The sequence below is a fragment of the Phyllobacterium zundukense genome (assembly GCF_025452195.1).
Classification (GTDB): Bacteria; Pseudomonadota; Alphaproteobacteria; order Rhizobiales; family Rhizobiaceae; genus Phyllobacterium; species Phyllobacterium zundukense_A.
In genome coordinates this window covers 2,008,324-2,026,661 of record NZ_CP104973.1, presented here as the reverse complement: position 1 = coordinate 2,026,661, position 18,338 = coordinate 2,008,324, and the positions used below count along the sequence as shown (strand labels likewise).

At 56.6% G+C, this 18,338-nt stretch carries 17 protein-coding genes; 10 read left to right on the top strand and 7 right to left on the bottom strand.

The annotated features are described in order from the left end of the window. Positions 1–48 precede the first annotated feature (48 nt). Entirely contained in the window at positions 49–1,884 is a 1,836-nt protein-coding gene (locus N8E88_RS22325) for a monovalent cation:proton antiporter-2 (CPA2) family protein (protein WP_262292506.1), read from the top strand. 16 nt (positions 1,885–1,900) lie between these two features. Beyond that, positions 1,901–2,452 (top strand): DUF924 family protein, encoded by a 552-nt coding sequence (locus N8E88_RS22320; RefSeq protein ID WP_262292505.1) that lies wholly within the window; start codon positions 1,901–1,903, stop codon positions 2,450–2,452. A 34-nt stretch (positions 2,453–2,486) separates the two neighbouring features. Here N8E88_RS22320 and N8E88_RS22315 read toward each other — a convergent pair whose 3' ends face one another. After that, positions 2,487–4,220, bottom strand: a complete 1,734-nt coding sequence (locus N8E88_RS22315; protein WP_262292504.1) for a calcium-binding protein — start codon at positions 4,218–4,220, stop codon at positions 2,487–2,489. 563 nt (positions 4,221–4,783) lie between these two features. On the opposite strand from N8E88_RS22315, the gene N8E88_RS22310 reads away from it, so the two are divergent. Further along, positions 4,784–6,358, top strand: a complete 1,575-nt coding sequence (locus tag N8E88_RS22310) for a TerC family protein (protein ID WP_262292503.1) — start codon at positions 4,784–4,786, stop codon at positions 6,356–6,358. 8 nt (positions 6,359–6,366) lie between these two features. Here N8E88_RS22310 and aztC read toward each other — a convergent pair whose 3' ends face one another. The 3 genes from aztC to aztA are packed head-to-tail and all read right to left on the bottom strand — an operon-like array spanning position 6,367 to position 9,032. Further along, entirely contained in the window at positions 6,367–7,305 is a 939-nt protein-coding gene (aztC, locus tag N8E88_RS22305; RefSeq protein WP_262292502.1) for a zinc ABC transporter substrate-binding protein AztC, read from the bottom strand. A 16-nt stretch (positions 7,306–7,321) separates the two neighbouring features. Next, positions 7,322–8,188 (bottom strand): zinc ABC transporter permease AztB, encoded by an 867-nt coding sequence (gene aztB / locus N8E88_RS22300; RefSeq protein WP_262295572.1) that lies wholly within the window; start codon positions 8,186–8,188, stop codon positions 7,322–7,324. After that, positions 8,181–9,032 (bottom strand): zinc ABC transporter ATP-binding protein AztA, encoded by an 852-nt coding sequence (aztA, locus tag N8E88_RS22295; RefSeq protein WP_262292501.1) that lies wholly within the window; start codon positions 9,030–9,032, stop codon positions 8,181–8,183. Before aztA ends, aztB begins: the two co-directional genes overlap by 8 nt. A 156-nt stretch (positions 9,033–9,188) precedes the next feature. On the opposite strand from aztA, the gene N8E88_RS22290 reads away from it, so the two are divergent. Next, a complete protein-coding gene (locus N8E88_RS22290; RefSeq protein WP_262292500.1) occupies positions 9,189–9,593 on the top strand; it encodes a Fur family transcriptional regulator in 405 nt (134 codons plus the stop codon). Positions 9,594–9,598: 5 nt separating this feature from the next. Here N8E88_RS22290 and N8E88_RS22285 read toward each other — a convergent pair whose 3' ends face one another. Beyond that, positions 9,599–10,297, bottom strand: coding sequence for a TetR/AcrR family transcriptional regulator (locus N8E88_RS22285; RefSeq protein WP_262292499.1), 699 nt, complete (start codon positions 10,295–10,297; stop codon positions 9,599–9,601). Positions 10,298–10,442: 145 nt separating this feature from the next. On the opposite strand from N8E88_RS22285, the gene N8E88_RS22280 reads away from it, so the two are divergent. From N8E88_RS22280 to N8E88_RS22255, 6 genes are all read left to right on the top strand, one after another. Then, positions 10,443–11,636 (top strand): HlyD family secretion protein, encoded by a 1,194-nt coding sequence (locus N8E88_RS22280; protein ID WP_262292498.1) that lies wholly within the window; start codon positions 10,443–10,445, stop codon positions 11,634–11,636. 26 nt (positions 11,637–11,662) lie between these two features. Beyond that, positions 11,663–13,252, top strand: a complete 1,590-nt coding sequence (locus N8E88_RS22275) for a DHA2 family efflux MFS transporter permease subunit (protein WP_262292497.1) — start codon at positions 11,663–11,665, stop codon at positions 13,250–13,252. A 378-nt stretch (positions 13,253–13,630) separates the two neighbouring features. Beyond that, entirely contained in the window at positions 13,631–14,734 is a 1,104-nt protein-coding gene (locus N8E88_RS22270; protein ID WP_262292496.1) for an ABC transporter substrate-binding protein, read from the top strand. Positions 14,735–14,970: 236 nt separating this feature from the next. Further along, positions 14,971–15,810 (top strand): ABC transporter permease, encoded by an 840-nt coding sequence (locus tag N8E88_RS22265; protein ID WP_410010696.1) that lies wholly within the window; start codon positions 14,971–14,973, stop codon positions 15,808–15,810. Next, positions 15,807–16,598 carry an ABC transporter permease gene (locus N8E88_RS22260; RefSeq protein ID WP_262292494.1) on the top strand — a complete coding sequence of 264 codons (792 nt, stop codon included), beginning with the start codon at positions 15,807–15,809 and terminating at the stop codon, positions 16,596–16,598. Before N8E88_RS22265 ends, N8E88_RS22260 begins: the two co-directional genes overlap by 4 nt. A 14-nt stretch (positions 16,599–16,612) precedes the next feature. Further along, positions 16,613–17,680, top strand: a complete 1,068-nt coding sequence (locus tag N8E88_RS22255) for an ABC transporter ATP-binding protein (RefSeq protein WP_262292493.1) — start codon at positions 16,613–16,615, stop codon at positions 17,678–17,680. Between the two features lie 10 nt (positions 17,681–17,690). Here N8E88_RS22255 and N8E88_RS22250 read toward each other — a convergent pair whose 3' ends face one another. After that, complete coding sequence (locus tag N8E88_RS22250) at positions 17,691–18,077, bottom strand: type II toxin-antitoxin system VapC family toxin (protein WP_262292492.1); 387 nt, start codon at positions 18,075–18,077, stop codon at positions 17,691–17,693. Then, on the bottom strand, positions 18,077–18,289 hold the full coding sequence (locus N8E88_RS22245; protein ID WP_262292491.1) for an AbrB/MazE/SpoVT family DNA-binding domain-containing protein: 213 nt from the start codon (positions 18,287–18,289) through the stop codon (positions 18,077–18,079). Before N8E88_RS22245 ends, N8E88_RS22250 begins: the two co-directional genes overlap by 1 nt. Between the last annotated feature and the right edge of the window lie 49 nt (positions 18,290–18,338).

Below are 18,338 nucleotides of genomic sequence, written 5' to 3'. Positions count from 1 at the left end.
CGCTTTACCTCTGAAATTCACGATCAAGCTCAAAGATGCGGAGAACCAATGGCGGCGGAAATCAGCGGACCTGACCTTCTAAGTGTAGTCGTGCTGCTTGGGGCTGGCGTCGTCGCCGTGCCGTTGTTCAAGCGGCTGGGGCTCGGCTCTGTTCTCGGCTACCTCGCCGCCGGTCTGGTAATCGGCCCCTTCGGCCTCAAGTTCTTCTCCGACCCGCAGACGATCCTGCATGTCGCGGAACTCGGTGTCGTCATGTTTCTATTTCTCATCGGCCTCGAAATGCAGCCATCCCGGTTGTGGGGATTGCGCAAAAGCATTTTCGGCCTTGGAGCGCTGCAGGTCGGCGTTTGCGCACTGCTTCTGACTGGCCTCGGCATTGCCACGGGCTTTCCGCTTGCCCAGTCATTCGTCGCTGGTGCTGGTTTCGTCCTGACCTCCACGGCGATCGTCATGCAATTGCTGGAGGAGCGCGGCGAAACCGCCACACCGCAGGGCCAGCGCATGGTTTCGATCCTGCTGTTTGAAGACCTCACCATCGTTCCGCTCTTGGCGTTGGTAGCGTTCCTCGCGCCAATAAGCGCCGAGTCGGCTGGAGGGTTGCACTGGATCAACATTGGTATAGGCATTGGCGCGATTGCTGGCCTCATTCTCGCCGGCAAATACCTGCTCAATCCGCTATTCGGGTTCCTCGCGCAATCGCGTGCCCGTGAAGTCATGACTGCAGCTGCGCTGCTGGTCGTCCTCGGCGCTGCCCTGATCATGCAGGTCAGCGGCCTTTCCATGGCCATGGGCGCATTTCTCGCTGGCGTGCTTCTGTCCGAATCGACCTTCCGGCATCAACTCGAAGCGGACATCGAACCTTTCCGTGGCATTCTGCTTGGATTGTTCTTTCTGGCCGTCGGCATGTCGCTTGATCTGAGCGTCGTCGCAGCGAACTGGAAGATGGTGCTGTTTTACGTTGTCGCATTCAAGCTCATCAAGGGCATCGGGATATACATAGCGGCACGGCTGCTCAGATCGTCTAACCGGGAAGCGCTGGAGCGCGCGGCCATCATGGCGCAAGGCGGCGAATTCGCCTTTGTGCTCTACGCGGCGGCCACTGCAGTCGGCATACTCGATGGGGAAGCCAACGCCATCCTGACGGCGATCATCATTTTCTCGATGGTGCTGACACCACTTTTCCTCATCGCCTTGCGATATCTCATGCCCGAGGAAAAACAGGATCTTCAGGAAGTCGACATTGCGGAGGGCTTGACCGGAAATGCCCTCATCATCGGCTTTGGCCGGTTCGGTCAGATTTCCTGCCAGCCTCTGCTGATACGCGGCGTCGACATCTCCATCATCGATAATGACGTGGAGATGATCCAGGCTGCATCACAGTTCGGGTTCAAGGTCTATTATGGTGATGGCACGCGGCTCGATATCCTCCACGCGGCAGGTGCCGGGCGGGCGCAGGCGGTACTCATCTGCGTCGACAAGGCCGAAACAATCCTGACAATAGCCAACCTGGTCAAGGCGGAGTTTCCGATGGTCCAGATCTATGCACGGGCCTTCGATCGCGGCAATACAATCGAACTCATCAAACTGGGCGTGGATTTCCAGATGCGCGAGACGTTCGAATCCGCATTGATCTTCGGCGAAAATACTTTGATCGGCTTGGGTGTGGATCGGCAGGAAGCCGCCGATATTACTGCAGATGTACGCCGGCGCGACGCCGAGCGCCTCGATCTGCAGCTTGCCGGTGGCATTCGCGCCGGCGCCGATTTGATGAGGGGCAACGCGCCGGTTCCAGGTCCGCTGATCAAGCCGCGCCGGACCGGCCGCGCGCTCAGCGAGGAAACTGCGAGTGTGCTGCCCGCCGCCCAAAATGCCGACGCCAACTAAGACGGGGGAAACAGTCATGACTGAGAACGATCAAACGAGCATTACCGGCATCGTCAATTTCTGGCGTGAGGCCGGTGAAGACAAATGGTACGTCAAAGACGACGAATTCGACTCAATTTGCCGGCAGCGCTTTCTTGATGATCACTATGCCGCGGCCCGCCGCGAATATGAAGGCTGGGTCGAAACAGCTGAAGGTGCATTGGCCCTTATGATCCTGCTCGATCAGTTTCCGCGCAATTTCTTCCGCAATACCGGGCACATGTACGCGACCGACTCCCTCGCCCGGCTTTATGCAGGCAGGGCGCTGGAGAAGGGCCACGATCTGTCATTCGAGCCGAAACTGCGCGCCTTCTTCTACCTGCCATTCATGCATTCGGAGAATGTCGATGACCAGCGCCGTTCGGTAGAGCTATGCCGTGAAGGCGCACCTGACAATCTTGAATATGCCGATCATCACTATGACATCATTCGCCGCTTCGGCCGCTTCCCGCACCGCAACGCCATTCTCGGCCGCACCACCACCGAGGAAGAACAGGCCTTCCTCGATGGCGGCGGATTCTCGGGGTAGAGGAGGCGTGAAGAACCCCAAACATCACTCGCGCCTATAGGACGAAGAATGATTCGTTGGGGTCACCAGCTGATTTGTTCACCCGTATGGCAAAATCGTATACCTCATCGCCATTGACATCGCCTTGAATAATATTGAAATTTTCGGATTCTGTCCCCGATTCGAAACGCAGTTCACCGGCTGTCTTGCTGAACGCCCCATTCCCGATCCATTGGAATGCTTCGCGCTCTTCGGTCGCGATGTCGGCGTCAATCTGGTCGAGATGGATGAGATCGCCATCATCCACACTAAAGTCGAGGATGAATTTCGGACTGATCGAGTCGCCAACGTGTGCAAAGATGAAGACATCCGCATCAAGACCTCCTGCGAGTTGATCAGTCCCGCTCCCCACGGCCAGCGAACACAAGAGAAAATCACGCCCGTTTCCGCCAGAAAGCACGTCGTTGCCACCACCGCCATCAATAACATCGCTGCCGTCAAGTCCAGACACGATGTTGTTTCTTGAATTGCCAGTAAAACGGTCATTGCCGAGAGATAGGAGGTATTTTTCTACACCGGTGGCGGTGTAGGTCCGTGTCACACCGCCTGCCCTCAACGTCATTTGGTTTGAGAACGCAGCAGCGGTCGCGAGCGATTCTGATTCCTCCGCAAGTTCGATCTCTACATCGGTTTCGAAGCTCTCGACGCTCACGCTGTCATCACCGTCCTCGCCGTCAAACAGAGAACCATCATCGCTGAGGTCATTTTCGTTCAAGTTGAAAATATCGTCATCATTGCCCCCGAACAGTTTATTGTCGCCGGAGCCGACTTGGAAGGTATCGTTTCCATCGCCACCGTTAGCCGAATCGTTCCCAGCGCCATCGTAGATGACGTCATCGTTCGCGCCGCCGGTGAGTTCGTCATCCCCATCGCCGCCCTCGAGCGTACCGCCCTCGTCTTGCAGCACCGCAAATCCGGCCGCCAACGCTGCGCCGCCGATGCTCAACTTGTCATCGTAATGGCTGCCGAACATCGAGTCTGCGCCGCCGCCGCCATCGGCGGAAAAGCCGGTAAGACTGGCCGAACCGTCGAAGACGTCAGCACCGGCCGTACCAGCGAAATTCTCGATGGAGATGAAAGTATCACCCTGTGCATCGCCGCCGCTGCTGACCCCGCCAAGCAAGAGGTGTACCGGACTGGCGCTGGTGGAATAATCGGCCGTATCTGTGCCGATGCCACCGTCGAGCTCATCCGCGCCGGCACCGCCGATGAGAATGTCATCGCCGCCCATGCCGAATAGTTTGTCGTCGCCGGCAAGTCCCGCGAGGACATTCCTATGAACGTTGCCGGTGAGCGTGTCGTTAAAATTCGATCCAACGACATTCTCGAAACCGCCGATGGAATCGCCCTGCGCGTGGTTGCCCGGGCCGGAGCCAGAGCCGGAGGTTGTGCCGCCGCCGCTATCGTTGAGTGTCACCTTCACGCTTGAACCCGATTGCGAATAGCCGAGCGTGTCGCTGCCGGCGCCTCCATTCATCGCGTCGCCGCCAGAGCCACCCTCGACATAGTCATTGCCGTCACCGCCAACGAGCTTGTCACCGCCCGTGCCACCCTCGACAATATCCGAGCCGCCGCCGGCATTGATCGCATCGCCGCCGCCATTGCCGAGAATATGTTCATTGGCATTCGTACCATTGAAGACATTGCCCGCGTTACTGAGCGAAATTTCGATTGTGCTTGGCGCTATACCGAGAAGTTTCAGCAAGCCGTTTGGTAGATTGATAGCCATGATAGTCCTCCCGTTCGCGCTGTGCGGGGAAGACCATCGTTTCGGGGGCCCCCTCACCCCTCACAACTGCGGACTAGATCATACGCCTTACTATGGATTAAATAAAGATATTGATTAAAATTGCTTTTAGTTGAAATATCTAATTCAAAAGAACTATATTCGTGGAGAGAACGACTTTACGTTATCTATTGAAAACGTTGTAATTTTAGAAGTGCTACACGTAAGGCAATGAATGATCGGTAACGGCAAATTCTCGTCCGCCTCTTGTACGCCAGCCACCGGGCTGCCATTATGTTCGCATCTGGCACCTTTCAATTTCCACAATGACAGCCAGTCAAACAGGGACTGACCGCGCATCGATGCCGGACGATCAATCTGACGAGCCTCCAAGTCCGGACTTGCGAAGCATGCTGACCCTGCATATGCGGCGTCAGCAACCAATCCCTTCATTTCTTCGTTTCCCTTCTTCATCCTGCGCCGCAGGCGGATTTGCGCTCCCTTTTCCAAGCCAGTCCTCCTGCAGGGCCGCGCCGATCTAGTGATTAAAAGGACCTGACTTCCCCATGGACTGGACACTGGACTGGATTGCCGACCCCAATGCCTGGATTGGTCTTGCCACGCTTGTCGTGCTGGAGATCGTGCTTGGCATCGACAATCTCGTTTTCATAGCGATCCTCGCCGACAACCTGCCGCCGCATCAGCGCAACCGTGCGCGGCTTGTAGGCTTGTCGCTGGCTCTGGTCATGCGGCTCTTGTTGCTCGCCTCGATTTCGTGGGTTGTCCAGCTGACCACGCCGCTGTTCAGTGTCGCTGGGCTGGATTTTGCCGGACGCGATATCATCCTCATTCTTGGCGGCATCTTCCTTCTGTTCAAGGGGACGATGGAACTGCACGAGCGGCTTGAAGGCCATATGTCGGCCAAGGAAAGCAATGTGGCGCATGCGGTTTTCTGGCAGGTCATTGCCCAGATCGTCGTCCTTGATGCCGTCTTCTCGCTCGATAGTGTCATCACCGCTGTCGGCATGGTGAAATATCTCGAGGTCATGATGATCGCGGTCGTGATCGCGGTTGCCGTGATGATGCTCGCATCGAAACCGCTCATGACGTTCGTCAACAAGCATCCGACCGTCGTCATACTCTGTCTCGGCTTCCTGATGATGATCGGTTTCAGCCTGATAGTCGAAGGCTTCGGCTTCCATATTCCGAAGGGCTACCTCTACGCTGCCATCGGCTTCTCCGTGCTTGTCGAAGCTGCGAACCAGATCGGACGGCACAACCGTGAAAAACGCATCACGACGATGGATCTGCGGGATCGCACGGCAGGCGCGGTCCTGCGGCTGCTCGGCGGCGGCCGTAACGGGGATGCGCCGCATTCCGATACGCTCGACGTAATCGCAGAACAAAGTGCAGCAGGTGATGTTTTCCATCCGGAAGAAAAGGAAATGATCCGCGGCGTACTCGATCTCGTCGAGCGCCCGGTCCGTTCGATCATGTCGCCGCGCAATGAAGTGGAATGGCTCGATCTCGACGAGACCAACGAAGAGCTGCTCGCCGAAATCCGCACCCTCGCCCACAGCCGTGTTGTACTTGCCCGCGGCCGCGTCGATGAATTCGTCGGCGTGGCCCTCACCAAGGATCTGCTTTTCGCCATTCTCGACGGCGGCAAGATCGATTGGACCAAGGTCACGCGCCAGCCGCTTATCTTCCATGAAAACGCCAATGTGCTTCGCGTCATGGAACAGTTGCGCGGTTCATCGGTGCAGATGGGCGTGATCCTTGATGAGCACGGCTCGTTCGAAGGGGTGGTCACACCTACAGATATCCTCGAAGCTATCGCCGGTGACTTCCCCGAAGAAGGCGAGGAGAGCCCGATCCTTGAACGTTCGGAAGACGGTAGCATGGTGGTTGACGCCTATATCGACATCCGCCGTCTTGGCGGGCTGATCGATCGCGATCTGGTCGATGAGGGTGATCGCTATACGACGCTTGCAGGCTATATTCTGTGGAACCTCGGCCATATCCCGGCCGAAGGCGAGAGGCTCACCGTCGACGATCTCGAGTATGAGATCGTCGAAATGGATGGCCGCAATATCGGCAAGGTACGGATTTCTCCGACGCAAACGGCGGCGTTTATTTAGTAAGTGGCTCAACTCCCGAGGATGGCCTTTCTGAACGTCGCGATATTGTGGTGCATCATGTCGATATAGGTTGCTGCACCTTCGTCGGGCTTGGAAAGTGCATCCGAATAAAGCGTGCCTCCCACCTTCAGCTTGGTTTCGCTGGCAATTTGCTCGATCAGACGCGGATTGGTGATGTTCTCGACGAAGATTGCCGATGCCTTGTCTTCCTTCACCTGTTTGATCAGTGCAACGATATCTGCAGCCGATGCTTCCGAGTCAGTCGATATCCCCTCGGGGGCCAGGAATTTCAGACCATATTCATGCTGGAAGTAGCCGAATGCGTCATGCGACGTGATGATCAAACGCTTTGACTCCGGGATCGAGGCAATAGCCGCCTTTACTTCCGCCTCCGTGGCGTCGAGCTTCTTTGTATAAGCCGCTGCATTGGTCTTGTAGCTGTCGCAGTTGGTTGCGTCCGCTGTGCAGAAGGCGTCAACGATATTCTGGACATAGATCTTGGCATTGCGGATCGACTGAAAGGCATGCGGGTCGTATGCGCCGTGCTCCTCGGTTGCCGAAGCCTCGCCGGTCCCGTGATCATGGTCCGCTTCGGCGCTCTTGATTGGCTCGACGCCCTTGGTCAGTTCGACGATAGGCGCCTTTGTGGCGCTCGCCTCCACGAGGCGCGGCAGGAACCCCTCGAAGTGCAAGCCATTGACCAGAACCACATCTGCCCCGGCCACCGCTGCGGCGTCGGACGGCTTCGGTTCATAGACGTGGGCGTCGCCGTCCGGTCCTACCAGCGTCGTCAGTGAAATCTTGTCGCCGCCAACATTTTTGGCGAAGTCGGATATCACCGTGAAACTGGAGACAACCTTCAAAGCTTCCGCCGAAGCCGGGGAATAACCGGCGCCAAGTAATAGTATAACATTCAATCCAGTGACAAGTCTGAGAGCCTTCATCATAGCGTTTTCCTTATGTCTAAGCTGTTCTGTGGCGATAGGGTCGCAGCCGGCTGTTGACGATGCCGCGTGTCCCGAGGAGGATCGATCCGAGATAGATTGCCCCGGCCGACAGGATGATTGCCGGCCCGGAAGGCACGGAATAGTGGTAGGAGATCAGCAGTCCGCCCACGCAGGATACGCAGCCGATGACGATGGCCAGCGCGCACATCGGCCCGACCCGCGACGTCCAGAAGCGCGCTGCTGCCGCAGGGAGCATCATCAGCCCGACGGCAAGCAATGTGCCGAGAGCCTGGAACCCGCCGACGAGATTGATCACCACCAGCGCCAGAAAGATGAAGTGAACAGGCGTGCCGATCCGGCTGACCGAACGGAGGAACAGCGGGTCGAGACATTCGGCAACAAGCCCCCGCCAGAAAATCGCGAGGGTAACAACACTGATCGCCGAGATCATGCCGATCAGGCTCAACGCCTCATTGTTGAGCGCGAGAACCGTTCCGAACAGCACGTGCATCAGATCGACATTCGATCCGCGCAGCGACACGATCAGGACGCCGAGCGCCAGGGAAATGAGATAGAAAGCCGCCATGGAGGCATCTTCCTTCTGGATCGTGAAGCGCGATACCGCACCCGCGCCAAGTGCGACGATGACACCGGCAACCAGTCCGCCAACGGTCATCGGCACGATCTGCAGCCCGTAAAGCAAAAAACCCACCGCGGCACCCGGCAGGATCGCATGCGCCATGGCGTCGCCGGTCAAACTCATGCGCCGCAGCATCAGGAAAACGCCAACCGGGCAGGAACCGAGCGATAGCGCCAACGAGCCTACAAGCGCTCGTTGCATGAAGCTGTAGTCGACGAAGGGCGCGATGAGATACTCATACATGATCAAGCCGCGCCCTCTTCAGTGAAGTTTGGGGCTCATTGTGATGATCGTCGGCGTGGTGATGATGATGAACATGCGGTTGAGCGTGATCGTGCACATGGCCATGGGCGGCATCATCCTCGCACCAGGGCGCTCCCTCTTCCCAAGCCTCGTGAAATTGTCTCGCCTGCAATAAATTGTCGGCGCGGAGCGTCTCGCGTGACGCACCCCAGGCGATCGGCTTGCGCGCCAGAAGCAGCGTTTCCGGGAAATGCTCGCGGACAAGATCGAGATCGTGCACAACGACCATGATCGTACGGTTCTCGCCGTGCCAGCGCTTGATCAGATCGATCAGGTCGCTGACGGTCTTGGCATCGATCGCATTGAACGGTTCATCAAGCAGAATGAGATCCGCGTCCTGTACCAGCACACGCGCAAACAAAGCACGCTGCAATTGCCCGCCGGACAGCGTGTCAACCGGGCGCTTTTCGAAGCCTGCCAGTCCAACACTCATCAGTGCTTTCGAGACATGCTCGCGGTCTTCCGCTGTAAATCTGCCAAGGAGACCACGCTTCGGCCACAGGCCAAGCGAGACAAGGTCGATCACGCGCGCCGGGAAAGACCGGTCGAGTTCGGATTGTTGCGGCAGGTAGGCGATCCGTGCATTTTTTTCGACAACGCATGAACCGGACATCGGTTTGAGAACGCCGACAATTCCCTTCATCAGCGTCGACTTGCCCGATCCGTTGGAGCCGACGACGGCCGTCAGCGAGCCACGTCGAACGCCGCCGCTCAAGTGATGTACAGCCGGATGCCTGTGATAGCCAAGCGTCAGATCGTGAAAGGTCAGGCAGTGTTCAGTCATCGGATAGCCGCATCTTGAAGTTGAGCATTTCGATATGTGATGTTATTACATTTGTCAACGATGGCAAATTTGAGAACCGGGAAAATTAATGTATCTACTGGCGGAAAAGACAAATCTTTCCTATGTCTTATGGATCAACAAGGAGCCACTCGGGCAATGATCGCTACGCAAGAGCTGACAAAAAACCAATCGCTGGTTTTCAATGCGTTGGCTCGGGCCGATGGGCCGCTCAGCGCCTATACGATCCTCGACCAGCTGCGAAATGACGGCTTCCGCGCGCCGCTGCAGGTCTATCGCGCCCTCGACAAGCTGCTCGACTACGGCATGGTTCACCGACTCGAGAGCATCAACGCTTTCGTTGCCTGCGCGCATCCTCACACCCATAGCCACGGCCACGGAATGATTGCCTTTGCCATTTGCGAGAAATGCGGTCAGGTCTCCGAATTCTCGGATGATGTCATCACTGGCCGGGTCCGCGAATGGACCAACAGCAATGGTTTCAAGCAGTCAAAGACGACGATTGAAATCCGCGGCGTCTGTGCCAATTGTGGCACGGCCTGACGAGACTATTGTTTCCTATAGGCCTTGAGGAACATATCGACGCCGGACGTGACCGTCTTGCGTATCTGCTCCTCCGATGGCGGATTATCCATGCATCCAAACAGCCGGCGCCTCAGCATACCCGTGACCATCAGGTCGGATAGCTGGTAGGTAGCAAGTTCGGTGTCTTCAATATCGAGATCGCCTGCGGCGACATGTTTGTCCAGAAACGCCCTCAACAGAGCCTGTCCCCGCTTTGGACCATTCTCATAAAAGCTCTGGCTCATCGAGGGCATGCGCTCGGCAACGCTGATGACCACCCGTTGCGCCCGAATGACAACATCGGAAGTAACCTTGAATGACAGTGCCATACCAAAGGCAATGAGCGCGTCACGTAAGTCATGATCGTCTTCCAAGGCAGAATAAATGCCGCTGAAGAGCTTGTCGCGATAGGCAAAGCAGAGCTCCATGAAGAGTTCTTCCTTGCTGTCGAAGTAGACATAGATCGTCCCCTTCGACACGCCGGCTTCACGCGTTATATCGTTCATGCTCGCGGCATCGAACCCCATCTGCGAGAAAACGCGGTCGGCGCCTTCAAGGATTTGCTGGCGCTTTGCAGGATCCTGACCAGCTGCCAATCGCCCCTGCCGCTCGTCCACAGGTGTCACCGCTTCCAAGGCAGGCGCCTTTATCGATGACACGTGGGACGCCTTCGTAGATGACATTTTAATCTCGTTTCCTCATTTTCGATTCTTTTTCGAACCAATCGGTTCGATGCACTTGATATGCGCTCTCATTTGCGCTATGTCAATCATCGAACCGATTGGTTCTATCACTTTCCAGAGTGCCCATCTTTAGAAAGAGCCTCACATGTCCGCGTCGAACGCCAAGAATGAAGCTGAAATCCGTCAGTTTCCAGCCCCGGCTCCTGCTTCAAAACCAGAAACACCAGCAAAGCCAGATGCTCCTGTAACAGAAGCACCGCAGCCCGAAGTTGCCGCGCAAGCGCCTGAAAAGCCCAAGCGTTCGGCCAAGCGCTTCGTATTGCCCACACTGGTTGTCGCAGCGATTGGCGCGGGTGGCTGGTATGGTTATGAATACTGGACCACTGGCCGCTTCATGGTTTCGACCGATGACGCATATATCCAGGGTGACATCACGGCGATTGCTCCGAAAGTCACCGGCTATATTGACAGGATCGATGTTGTTGCCAATCAGCGCGTGAAAGCTGGCGATCCGCTGGTTACGCTGGATAATGGCGACTATACGATCGCCGAAGAGCAGGCTGAGGCCCAGATCGCGACGGAAAAGCTCTCACTCGATCGCATCAATGCGCAGATCGTTGCCGCCAAAGCTTCGCTGCAGCAGGCGCAGGCCGGCAAGCTCAACGCGCAAGCCGTATTGACCAATGCGCAGGCAGGGTCTGTGCGCGCCAAACAACTCCATGCAACAAGCTTCGCGTCGCAGTCGCAACTTGATGATGCAACAGCGGCTCTTGATCAGGCAAGGGCCAATATAGCCTCTGCCGATGCACAGATCGCTGCCGCTGATGCCAATGTCGGCGTGCTCGAGGCGCAGTACAAGGAAGCCGAAGGTTCCATCCGCTCGCTTGAGCTGGCCAAGGACAAGGCAGCGCGCGATCTCGGCTTCACCGTTATCCGCGCTCCCGTCGATGGGGTTATTGGCAATCTCGCCGCCAAGACAGGCGATCTCGTCAGCCCCGGCCAGCGTCTCGCTGCTCTTGTTCCTGTAAACGCGCTCTATATCGACGCGAATTACAAGGAAACGCAGCTGCGCGACATCGTTGTCGGCCAGAAAGTCCAGGTGACGGTTGATGCCCTGTCCGGTGACACGTTCGAAGGCACTGTCGCTTCCATTGCCCCGGCTTCAGGCGCTGTCTTCTCGCTGCTTCCGCCGGAAAACGCCACGGGTAACTTCACCAAAGTCGTGCAGCGCGTGCCAGTTCGTATTGCCCTGCCCGCCGATGCCCTGGCAAGCGGCAAACTTCAGGCTGGTCTGAGCGTGGTCGTTGATGTGGACACACGGACAACACCCAAGCAGTAATCCGAACTCCTGATGGGTCGAAGATCATGTCGAAAGCCACAACTATCGGAGGTCCAGGGGCACCTGCTGTTCCGGACGAACGTATTGATCCGAAGAAAGCCATCGCCTTTCTGGCGATGGTGTTCGGCATGTTCATGGCGATTCTCGACATCCAGATTGTCTCGGCATCGCTCGCCGAGATCCAGGCGGGTTTGAGCGCAAGTTCCGACGAGATTTCGTGGGTTCAGACGTCGTATCTGATCGCAGAAGTCATCATGATCCCGCTATCCGGTTTTCTCGGGCGGCTTGTCTCGACACGCATCCTCTTTTCCGTTTCGGCGGCTGGTTTCACTGCCGCCAGCGTTCTTTGTGCCACCGCAACGAATATCGACCAGATGATCGTCTACCGCGCCATTCAGGGCTTCATCGGCGGCGGCATGATTCCAAGCGTTTTCGCTGCCGCGTTCACGATCTTCCCGCCATCGAAACGCTCGATCGTGTCGCCGATGATCGGCCTCGTGGCAACGCTCGCCCCGACCATCGGACCGACTGTTGGCGGCTATCTGAGCAACGCCTTCTCCTGGCACTGGCTCTTCCTCGTCAATGTCATTCCCGGCATTGCCGTGGCGATTGCCGCATGGAACCTGATCGATTTCGACAAGGGCGACCGTTCGTTGCTCAACAAATTCGACTGGTGGGGTCTTGCCGCCATGGCAGCCTTCCTTGGCTCGCTCGAATACGTGCTTGAGGAAGGCCCGCGTAACGATTGGCTGCAGGATAACGCCGTGTACTACTGCGCCATCGTCATGGTTTTCGGCGGCATCACGTTCTTCTACCGCGCCTTTACCGCGGAGCAGCCGATCGTCGATCTCTTTGCATTCAAGAACATCAACTTTGCCTTCGGCTCGGCATTTTCTTTCGTGCTCGGCATCGGCCTCTATGGCCTGACCTACGTCTATCCTGTCTACCTTGGCCAGGTCAGGGGTTATGACGCCTTGATGATCGGCGAAGCGCTCTTCGTCAGTGGTCTGTGCATGTTCCTGACAGCACCGGTAGCCGGCTTCCTCTCCGGCCGTATGGATCCGCGCATCATGATCATGATCGGCTTCCTTGGCTTTGGCGCCGGCACCTGGACCATGACGCATCTGACTGCGGACTGGGATTTCCATGAACTGCTGATTCCGCAAATCTTCCGCGGCGTGTCACTGATGCTCTGCATGGTGCCCATCAACAATCTTGCGCTCGGCACCCTTCCCCCTGCCCGTCTGAAGAACGCTTCCGGCCTGTTCAATTTGATGCGCAATCTCGGCGGTGCCGTAGGTCTTGCAGTCATCAACCAGGTTTTGACCGACCGCGGCGCCATGCACTATGCCCGTCTTTCTGAAAGCGTGAATTGGGGCAATCCGGAAGCAGAAGACCTGATGAGAACGATGAGCAATAACTTCACAGCGCATGGCCTCGATGGACCGACAACCGCGCTCAGCAAAATTTCCGGCATGGTCCACCTGCAGGCATCGCTGCTCTCGTTCATGGATGTCTTCTATATCCTGACAATATTGTTTGCTTCGCTCGCGGTCTTCGCCGTGATGATGCGCAAGCCGGGCGCGCCAGCTGGAGGCGGTGGCGGCGGTCACTGAGGATTGACGGCCGCTTGATTCTGCGCTGAAAATGCTTAGCCCCCTAATCTCTGTCTGATTGCTCGATGCCCGGCCTTCCCGGGCGGCAATGTCGCAGTTAGAAAAATGCGACAGATATTATGCACGAGGCTGCCGCGGCCAACTCTGTTTTTGTCGTTATTGGGCTAATGACTGCAACCATCTCACTCGCCGCAGATTTACCATTTGGTTGAATTGCTAAGCCGCCAAAAAAGTGGTTCACTTGACCTTACTGCTCAGAAAAAGTCTGTTCATCAGCACGTCACGGGTCTGTCATTCAACTGACACGGGACACCTATATCGGGGTTGCTGAACGTCGAAACAGAGCCAATGACGTATCGCTCAATAGGGGTTTTCAAAATGGTTGGTTATTCAAAACGCTTGCTCGCATTGTCGACAGCTGTGCTGTTCGCGAGCACGACAATTTCATTCGCCGACGCACCGGCCGAGCTGGTAGCCGCGGCAAAGAAAGAGGGCTCACTGACAACGATCGCGCTGCCACATGACTGGTGCGCTTACGGCGATGTCGTAGCTGGTTTCAAAGCCAAGTACGGCCTTGAAGTAAACGAACTCAATCCTGATGCCGGTTCTGGCGACGAGATCGAAGCAATCAAGGCAAACAAGGACAACAAGGGCCCACAGGCGCCTGACGTTATCGATGTTGGCTTTGCTTTCGGTCCATCGGCCAAGAAAGACGGCCTGACGATGCCTTACAAGGTATCGACCTGGGACTCGATCCCGGACAACGTCAAGGATGCCGACGGTCATTGGTATGGCGACTATTATGGTGTTCTTTCGTTCCAGGTAAACACCGATATCGTCAAGACAGTACCGAAGGATTGGGCTGACCTGCTCAAGCCGGAATATGCAAACAGCGTTGCGCTCGCAGGTGATCCTCGCGCGTCCAACCAGGCGATTCTTGCCGTTGCGGCTGCCGGTGCGTCGACCGGCGCCAAGGCTGGCGCCGATGCCGGTACTGCCGGCCTGAAGTACTTTGCCGACATGAACAAGGCCGGCAATTTCGTTCCGGTCATTGGCAAATCCGGTACGCTTGCCCAGGGCGCAACCCCGATCATAATCAATTGGGATTACAACGCACTTTCGGGCCGCGACACGCTGAAGGGTAATCCTCCGGTTGAGGTTATCGTGCCAGCATCCGGCGTTGTCGCCGGTGTCTACGTTCAGGCAATCAGTGCTTTTGCACCGCATCCAAATGCTGCAAAGCTCTGGATGGAGTATCTTTATTCGGATGAAGGTCAGTTAACCTGGCTCAAGGGTTATTGCCACCCGATCCGCTTCAACGATCTTGCCAAAAACAACAAGATCCCGAAGGAATTGCTCGACAAGCTGCCTCCTGCAGCAGCCTATGAAAAGGCGATCTTCCCGACCCTCGATGAACAGGCAGCCGCCAAGGAAGTCATCACCAAGGATTGGGACAAGGTTGTTGGCGCCAACGTCAAGTAAATTCTGATCGGTCGGATCCCCGTGGCGCGCGCCGCGGGGATTTGGTTCTGTCAAAGGCGCATTGCGCGCAATAGAATTTAAGACGTGACGTGACAAGCCGCTTCCGGATTGATTGCCTGGCAGTTTGCCGGCGGCAGCTATATCTTACCCCAGAATGCGGTAACGAAACGATGAGTGCGATTTCAGAACCCGGCGCATTGCCTCCGGTCCCCGTCCCGGCAACCGAGCGCAAACGCATGTCGCTCGACTGGCTTGGCGTTATGCCTTTCATCATCTTCGCCGTGTTGTTTTTGATCTGGCCAACGATCTATCTCGTCGCAGGCGCGTTTCAAGACAACGAGGGTAACCTGACCCTCGCCAACATCGCCAATCTCTTCCAGCCGTCCATCATGGACGCCTACTGGATATCGATCAAGATTTCGCTCGCCTCGGCGCTGCTCGGTGCATTGATCGGCTTTTGCATCGCGGCCGCAATCACGCTGGGTGGACTTCCGGGTTGGATCCGTTCGCCGTTGATGACGTTTTCCGGCGTGGCATCAAACTTTGCCGGCGTTCCTTTGGCTTTTGCCTTCCTTGCAACCCTTGGACGAACCGGGCTCGTCACCTCGTTCCTGTTCAATGTGTTCGGCTTCAACCTTTACGCCCACGGCTTCAATCTTCTGAGCTTCTGGGGCCTGACGATCACATATCTCTACTTCCAGATTCCCTTGATGATCCTGATCATCACGCCAGCGCTCGATGGGCTCAAGCGGGAATGGAAAGAGGCAGCACTTATTCTCGGCGCAACCGGCCCGCAATATTGGCGCATGGTCGCCTTCCCGATCCTGTGGCCGGCTTTGCTCGGAACGATCCTTTTGCTTTTTGCAAATTCCTTCGGTGCCATCGCAACGGCCTACGCGCTGACAGGATCGTCTCTCAGCATCGTCCCCATCGTACTCTTCGCGCAAATCCGCGGTGATGTGCTGCAGGATCCACATCTCGGCTATGCACTTGCCTTCGGCATGATCGTCATTACCGGCGTTTCCAATGCGATCTATATCTGGATGCGCGCCCGCAGCGAGAAGTGGCTAAAATGAAACCGAATCGAATCTGGTCCTGGCTCGCACTCGCCTTCGGCGTCATCTATTTTGTCGTACCCCTGCTCGGCACGCTTGAATTCTCCTTGCGCATGCGGCGCGGTACCTATTCCCTTGATGCCTACTGGGTGATCCTCAGCGATGCGCGTTTCCAGCAGACGTTCGGCTATTCGATTGTCATGGCGATAGCGACCATCATCATCGGCATCGTTCTGGTCGTACCAACCGCCTACTGGGTGCGTCTGCGCTTGCCGGCATGGCGTCCCGTTCTTGAATTCATCACCCTACTTCCGCTGGTCATTCCAGCCATCGTCGTCGTTTTTGGCTATATCCGCCTTTACAACACCGCTTCGTTCCTGCCGTTGACCGGTTCAGCCATGGGAACGAATATCCTGCTCGCCTTCGGTTATACGATGCTGGCACTGCCTTACATGTACCGGGCGGTCGACACCGGTCTCGGGTCGATCGATATCAGGACCTTGACGGAAGCAGCTGAAAGCCTTGGTGCGAGCCGCATCACAATCATGGCCAACATCATCCTTCCCAATGTCCTGGTCGCAGTGCTCTCCGGCGCATTCCTGACATTCGCGATCGTCATTGGCGAGTTTACCATGGCTGCTCTGCTTAACAGGCCGGCATTCGGTCCGTTCCTGCAGCTTATCGGGGCGAATCGCGCCTACGAACCTGCGGCTCTTGCCGTTATCGCCTTCGCCATTACCTGGATTTGCATGGGCCTGATCCAGGTCGTTACCCGCTTCAACAAATCACTTGCCGCGACCAAGCGCTGAACGGAAGTCATACAATGTCATTCTTAACCATCAGCCATTTGAAAAAGAGCTTCGGCGCCACCACCGTAGTTCATGATTTCAATCTGGACATCGAGAAGGGCGAGTTCATCTCCTTCCTCGGACCTAGTGGTTGCGGGAAAACGACTGTCCTGCGCATGGTTGCCGGCTTTGAAACGCCGACTTCCGGCGTGATCAGCATCGGTGGCAAGAATGTTGTCAATCTCAAGCCGAACCAGCGCAACATCGGCATGGTTTTCCAGGCATACGCGCTGTTTCCCAACATGACCGTCGCGCAGAACGTCGCGTTCGGGCTCAAAGTTGCGAAGAAACCCCAGGCGGAAATCGACGCGACGGTGCATGAGATGCTGTCACTGATCAAACTGGACCATCTTGCGGAGCGTTATCCATACCAGCTTTCTGGCGGTCAGCAACAGCGCGTGGCGCTAGCGCGCGCACTCGCCACAAAGCCGCAAGTGCTGCTGCTCGATGAGCCGCTCTCGGCGCTCGATGCGAAGATCCGCGTATCGTTGCGCGAAGAAATCCGGGCGATCCAGCGAAAGCTTGGCATCACGACGATCTTCGTCACCCACGACCAGGAAGAGGCTCTGTCGATATCCGACCGCATCGTCGTGATGTATGAGGGCAATGCCGAGCAGGTTGGTGCCCCTTTCGAGATTTACAATCAACCCGCTTCGCGTTTCGTGGCCTCATTCGTAGGTACACTCAATACGCTCGACGCCGTGGTTCGCGATGCAGGCTCAGGCATGATCACCGTTGATGGCAAAGACATTGCAATCGACCGGACACGCCTTAACGGCCACAAGACCGGCGACAAGATTTCGCTCGCGGTTCGCCCGGAGGCTGTCAGCCTTGGCGAAGCGACCGACAAGCGCGAAACGACGCTCGACGGCAAGATCAACAGCGTACATTTTCTCGGCTCGGTCATCCGCATCCGGGCCTCGTTGGGTGAAAACACCGTGTCGTTCGATACGTTCAACAATCCGAGCGCCCCGCCGCCATCGCCCGGCGAGAACGTCAAGGTTAGCCTCGCCGCGAAGGACCTGCTGGTTCTGGGGCACTAAACGCCATTTGTCAGGTTTCGGCTTTGTTTTTCGCGACAAAGTTGACTTCCGGTAAACCCTCGAAATGTGCATCGCAGGTCAAGAGCTTCGCTCCGTATTCCAGTGCGGTCGCATAGACGATTGCGTCAGCAGTCGCGAGTTTGTGCTTTACGCAGAGCTCTGCAGCCAAAAGGGCAATGGAGGTCTCAAGCGGCGCGACAACACATGTCTGTGTGAAAGCAATAACCTGATCCGACTTATCGCCTCCGACCTCGCGAGCAAGCCATTTTGCCAGCTCAAGCTGAACGATTGTCGGCACGAGCCAGCCTTCACGTGGCGGTATGAGACGTCCGACAGCCTCGCCGGTAGGAGAGAAGATGAGCCATTCGATCCAGGCGGACGTATCGATGACCAGCATCAGAAGCGATCTTTGCGATCACGATAGTCCGTTGCTTCGGCCCCTTTGGCAATTCCGGCGAGTTCGTCAGGTTTTGGCACAGGGACAAGCAGGACCCCCGTGCCCTTGGGAATGAAGGCAAACTCCTGGCCTGCCTTCCATTGGTGAGCGGCGCGCACGGCCTTGGGGATCGATATCTGAAATTTTTCCGAAAGCCTTGCTGTGTCCGACATGGTTCTTACCGTTCATCGATCGATCGAGGATTAGTAAGAAAATACCACA

What these genes read in the sequence shown, in the direction of transcription:
- N8E88_RS22320 (WP_262292505.1), top strand. Translation starts at nt 1,901, where the DNA reads ATGACTGAGAACGATCAAACGAGCATTACCGGCATCGTCAATTTCTGG.
- N8E88_RS22310 (WP_262292503.1), top strand. Translation starts at nt 4,784, where the DNA reads ATGGACTGGACACTGGACTGGATTGCCGACCCCAATGCCTGGATTGGT.
- N8E88_RS22270 (WP_262292496.1), top strand. Translation starts at nt 13,631, where the DNA reads ATGGTTGGTTATTCAAAACGCTTGCTCGCATTGTCGACAGCTGTGCTG.
- N8E88_RS22280 (WP_262292498.1), top strand. Translation starts at nt 10,443, where the DNA reads ATGTCCGCGTCGAACGCCAAGAATGAAGCTGAAATCCGTCAGTTTCCA.
- N8E88_RS22290 (WP_262292500.1), top strand. Translation starts at nt 9,189, where the DNA reads ATGATCGCTACGCAAGAGCTGACAAAAAACCAATCGCTGGTTTTCAAT.
- aztC (WP_262292502.1), bottom strand. Translation starts at nt 7,305, where the DNA reads ATGATGAAGGCTCTCAGACTTGTCACTGGATTGAATGTTATACTATTA.
- N8E88_RS22285 (WP_262292499.1), bottom strand. Translation starts at nt 10,297, where the DNA reads ATGTCATCTACGAAGGCGTCCCACGTGTCATCGATAAAGGCGCCTGCC.
- N8E88_RS22325 (WP_262292506.1), top strand. Translation starts at nt 49, where the DNA reads ATGGCGGCGGAAATCAGCGGACCTGACCTTCTAAGTGTAGTCGTGCTG.
- aztA (WP_262292501.1), bottom strand. Translation starts at nt 9,032, where the DNA reads ATGACTGAACACTGCCTGACCTTTCACGATCTGACGCTTGGCTATCAC.
- N8E88_RS22315 (WP_262292504.1), bottom strand. Translation starts at nt 4,220, where the DNA reads ATGGCTATCAATCTACCAAACGGCTTGCTGAAACTTCTCGGTATAGCG.
- N8E88_RS22245 (WP_262292491.1), bottom strand. Translation starts at nt 18,289, where the DNA reads ATGTCGGACACAGCAAGGCTTTCGGAAAAATTTCAGATATCGATCCCC.
- N8E88_RS22255 (WP_262292493.1), top strand. Translation starts at nt 16,613, where the DNA reads ATGTCATTCTTAACCATCAGCCATTTGAAAAAGAGCTTCGGCGCCACC.
- aztB (WP_262295572.1), bottom strand. Translation starts at nt 8,188, where the DNA reads ATGTATGAGTATCTCATCGCGCCCTTCGTCGACTACAGCTTCATGCAA.
- N8E88_RS22260 (WP_262292494.1), top strand. Translation starts at nt 15,807, where the DNA reads ATGAAACCGAATCGAATCTGGTCCTGGCTCGCACTCGCCTTCGGCGTC.
- N8E88_RS22265 (WP_410010696.1), top strand. Translation starts at nt 14,971, where the DNA reads ATGTCGCTCGACTGGCTTGGCGTTATGCCTTTCATCATCTTCGCCGTG.
- N8E88_RS22275 (WP_262292497.1), top strand. Translation starts at nt 11,663, where the DNA reads ATGTCGAAAGCCACAACTATCGGAGGTCCAGGGGCACCTGCTGTTCCG.
- N8E88_RS22250 (WP_262292492.1), bottom strand. Translation starts at nt 18,077, where the DNA reads ATGCTGGTCATCGATACGTCCGCCTGGATCGAATGGCTCATCTTCTCT.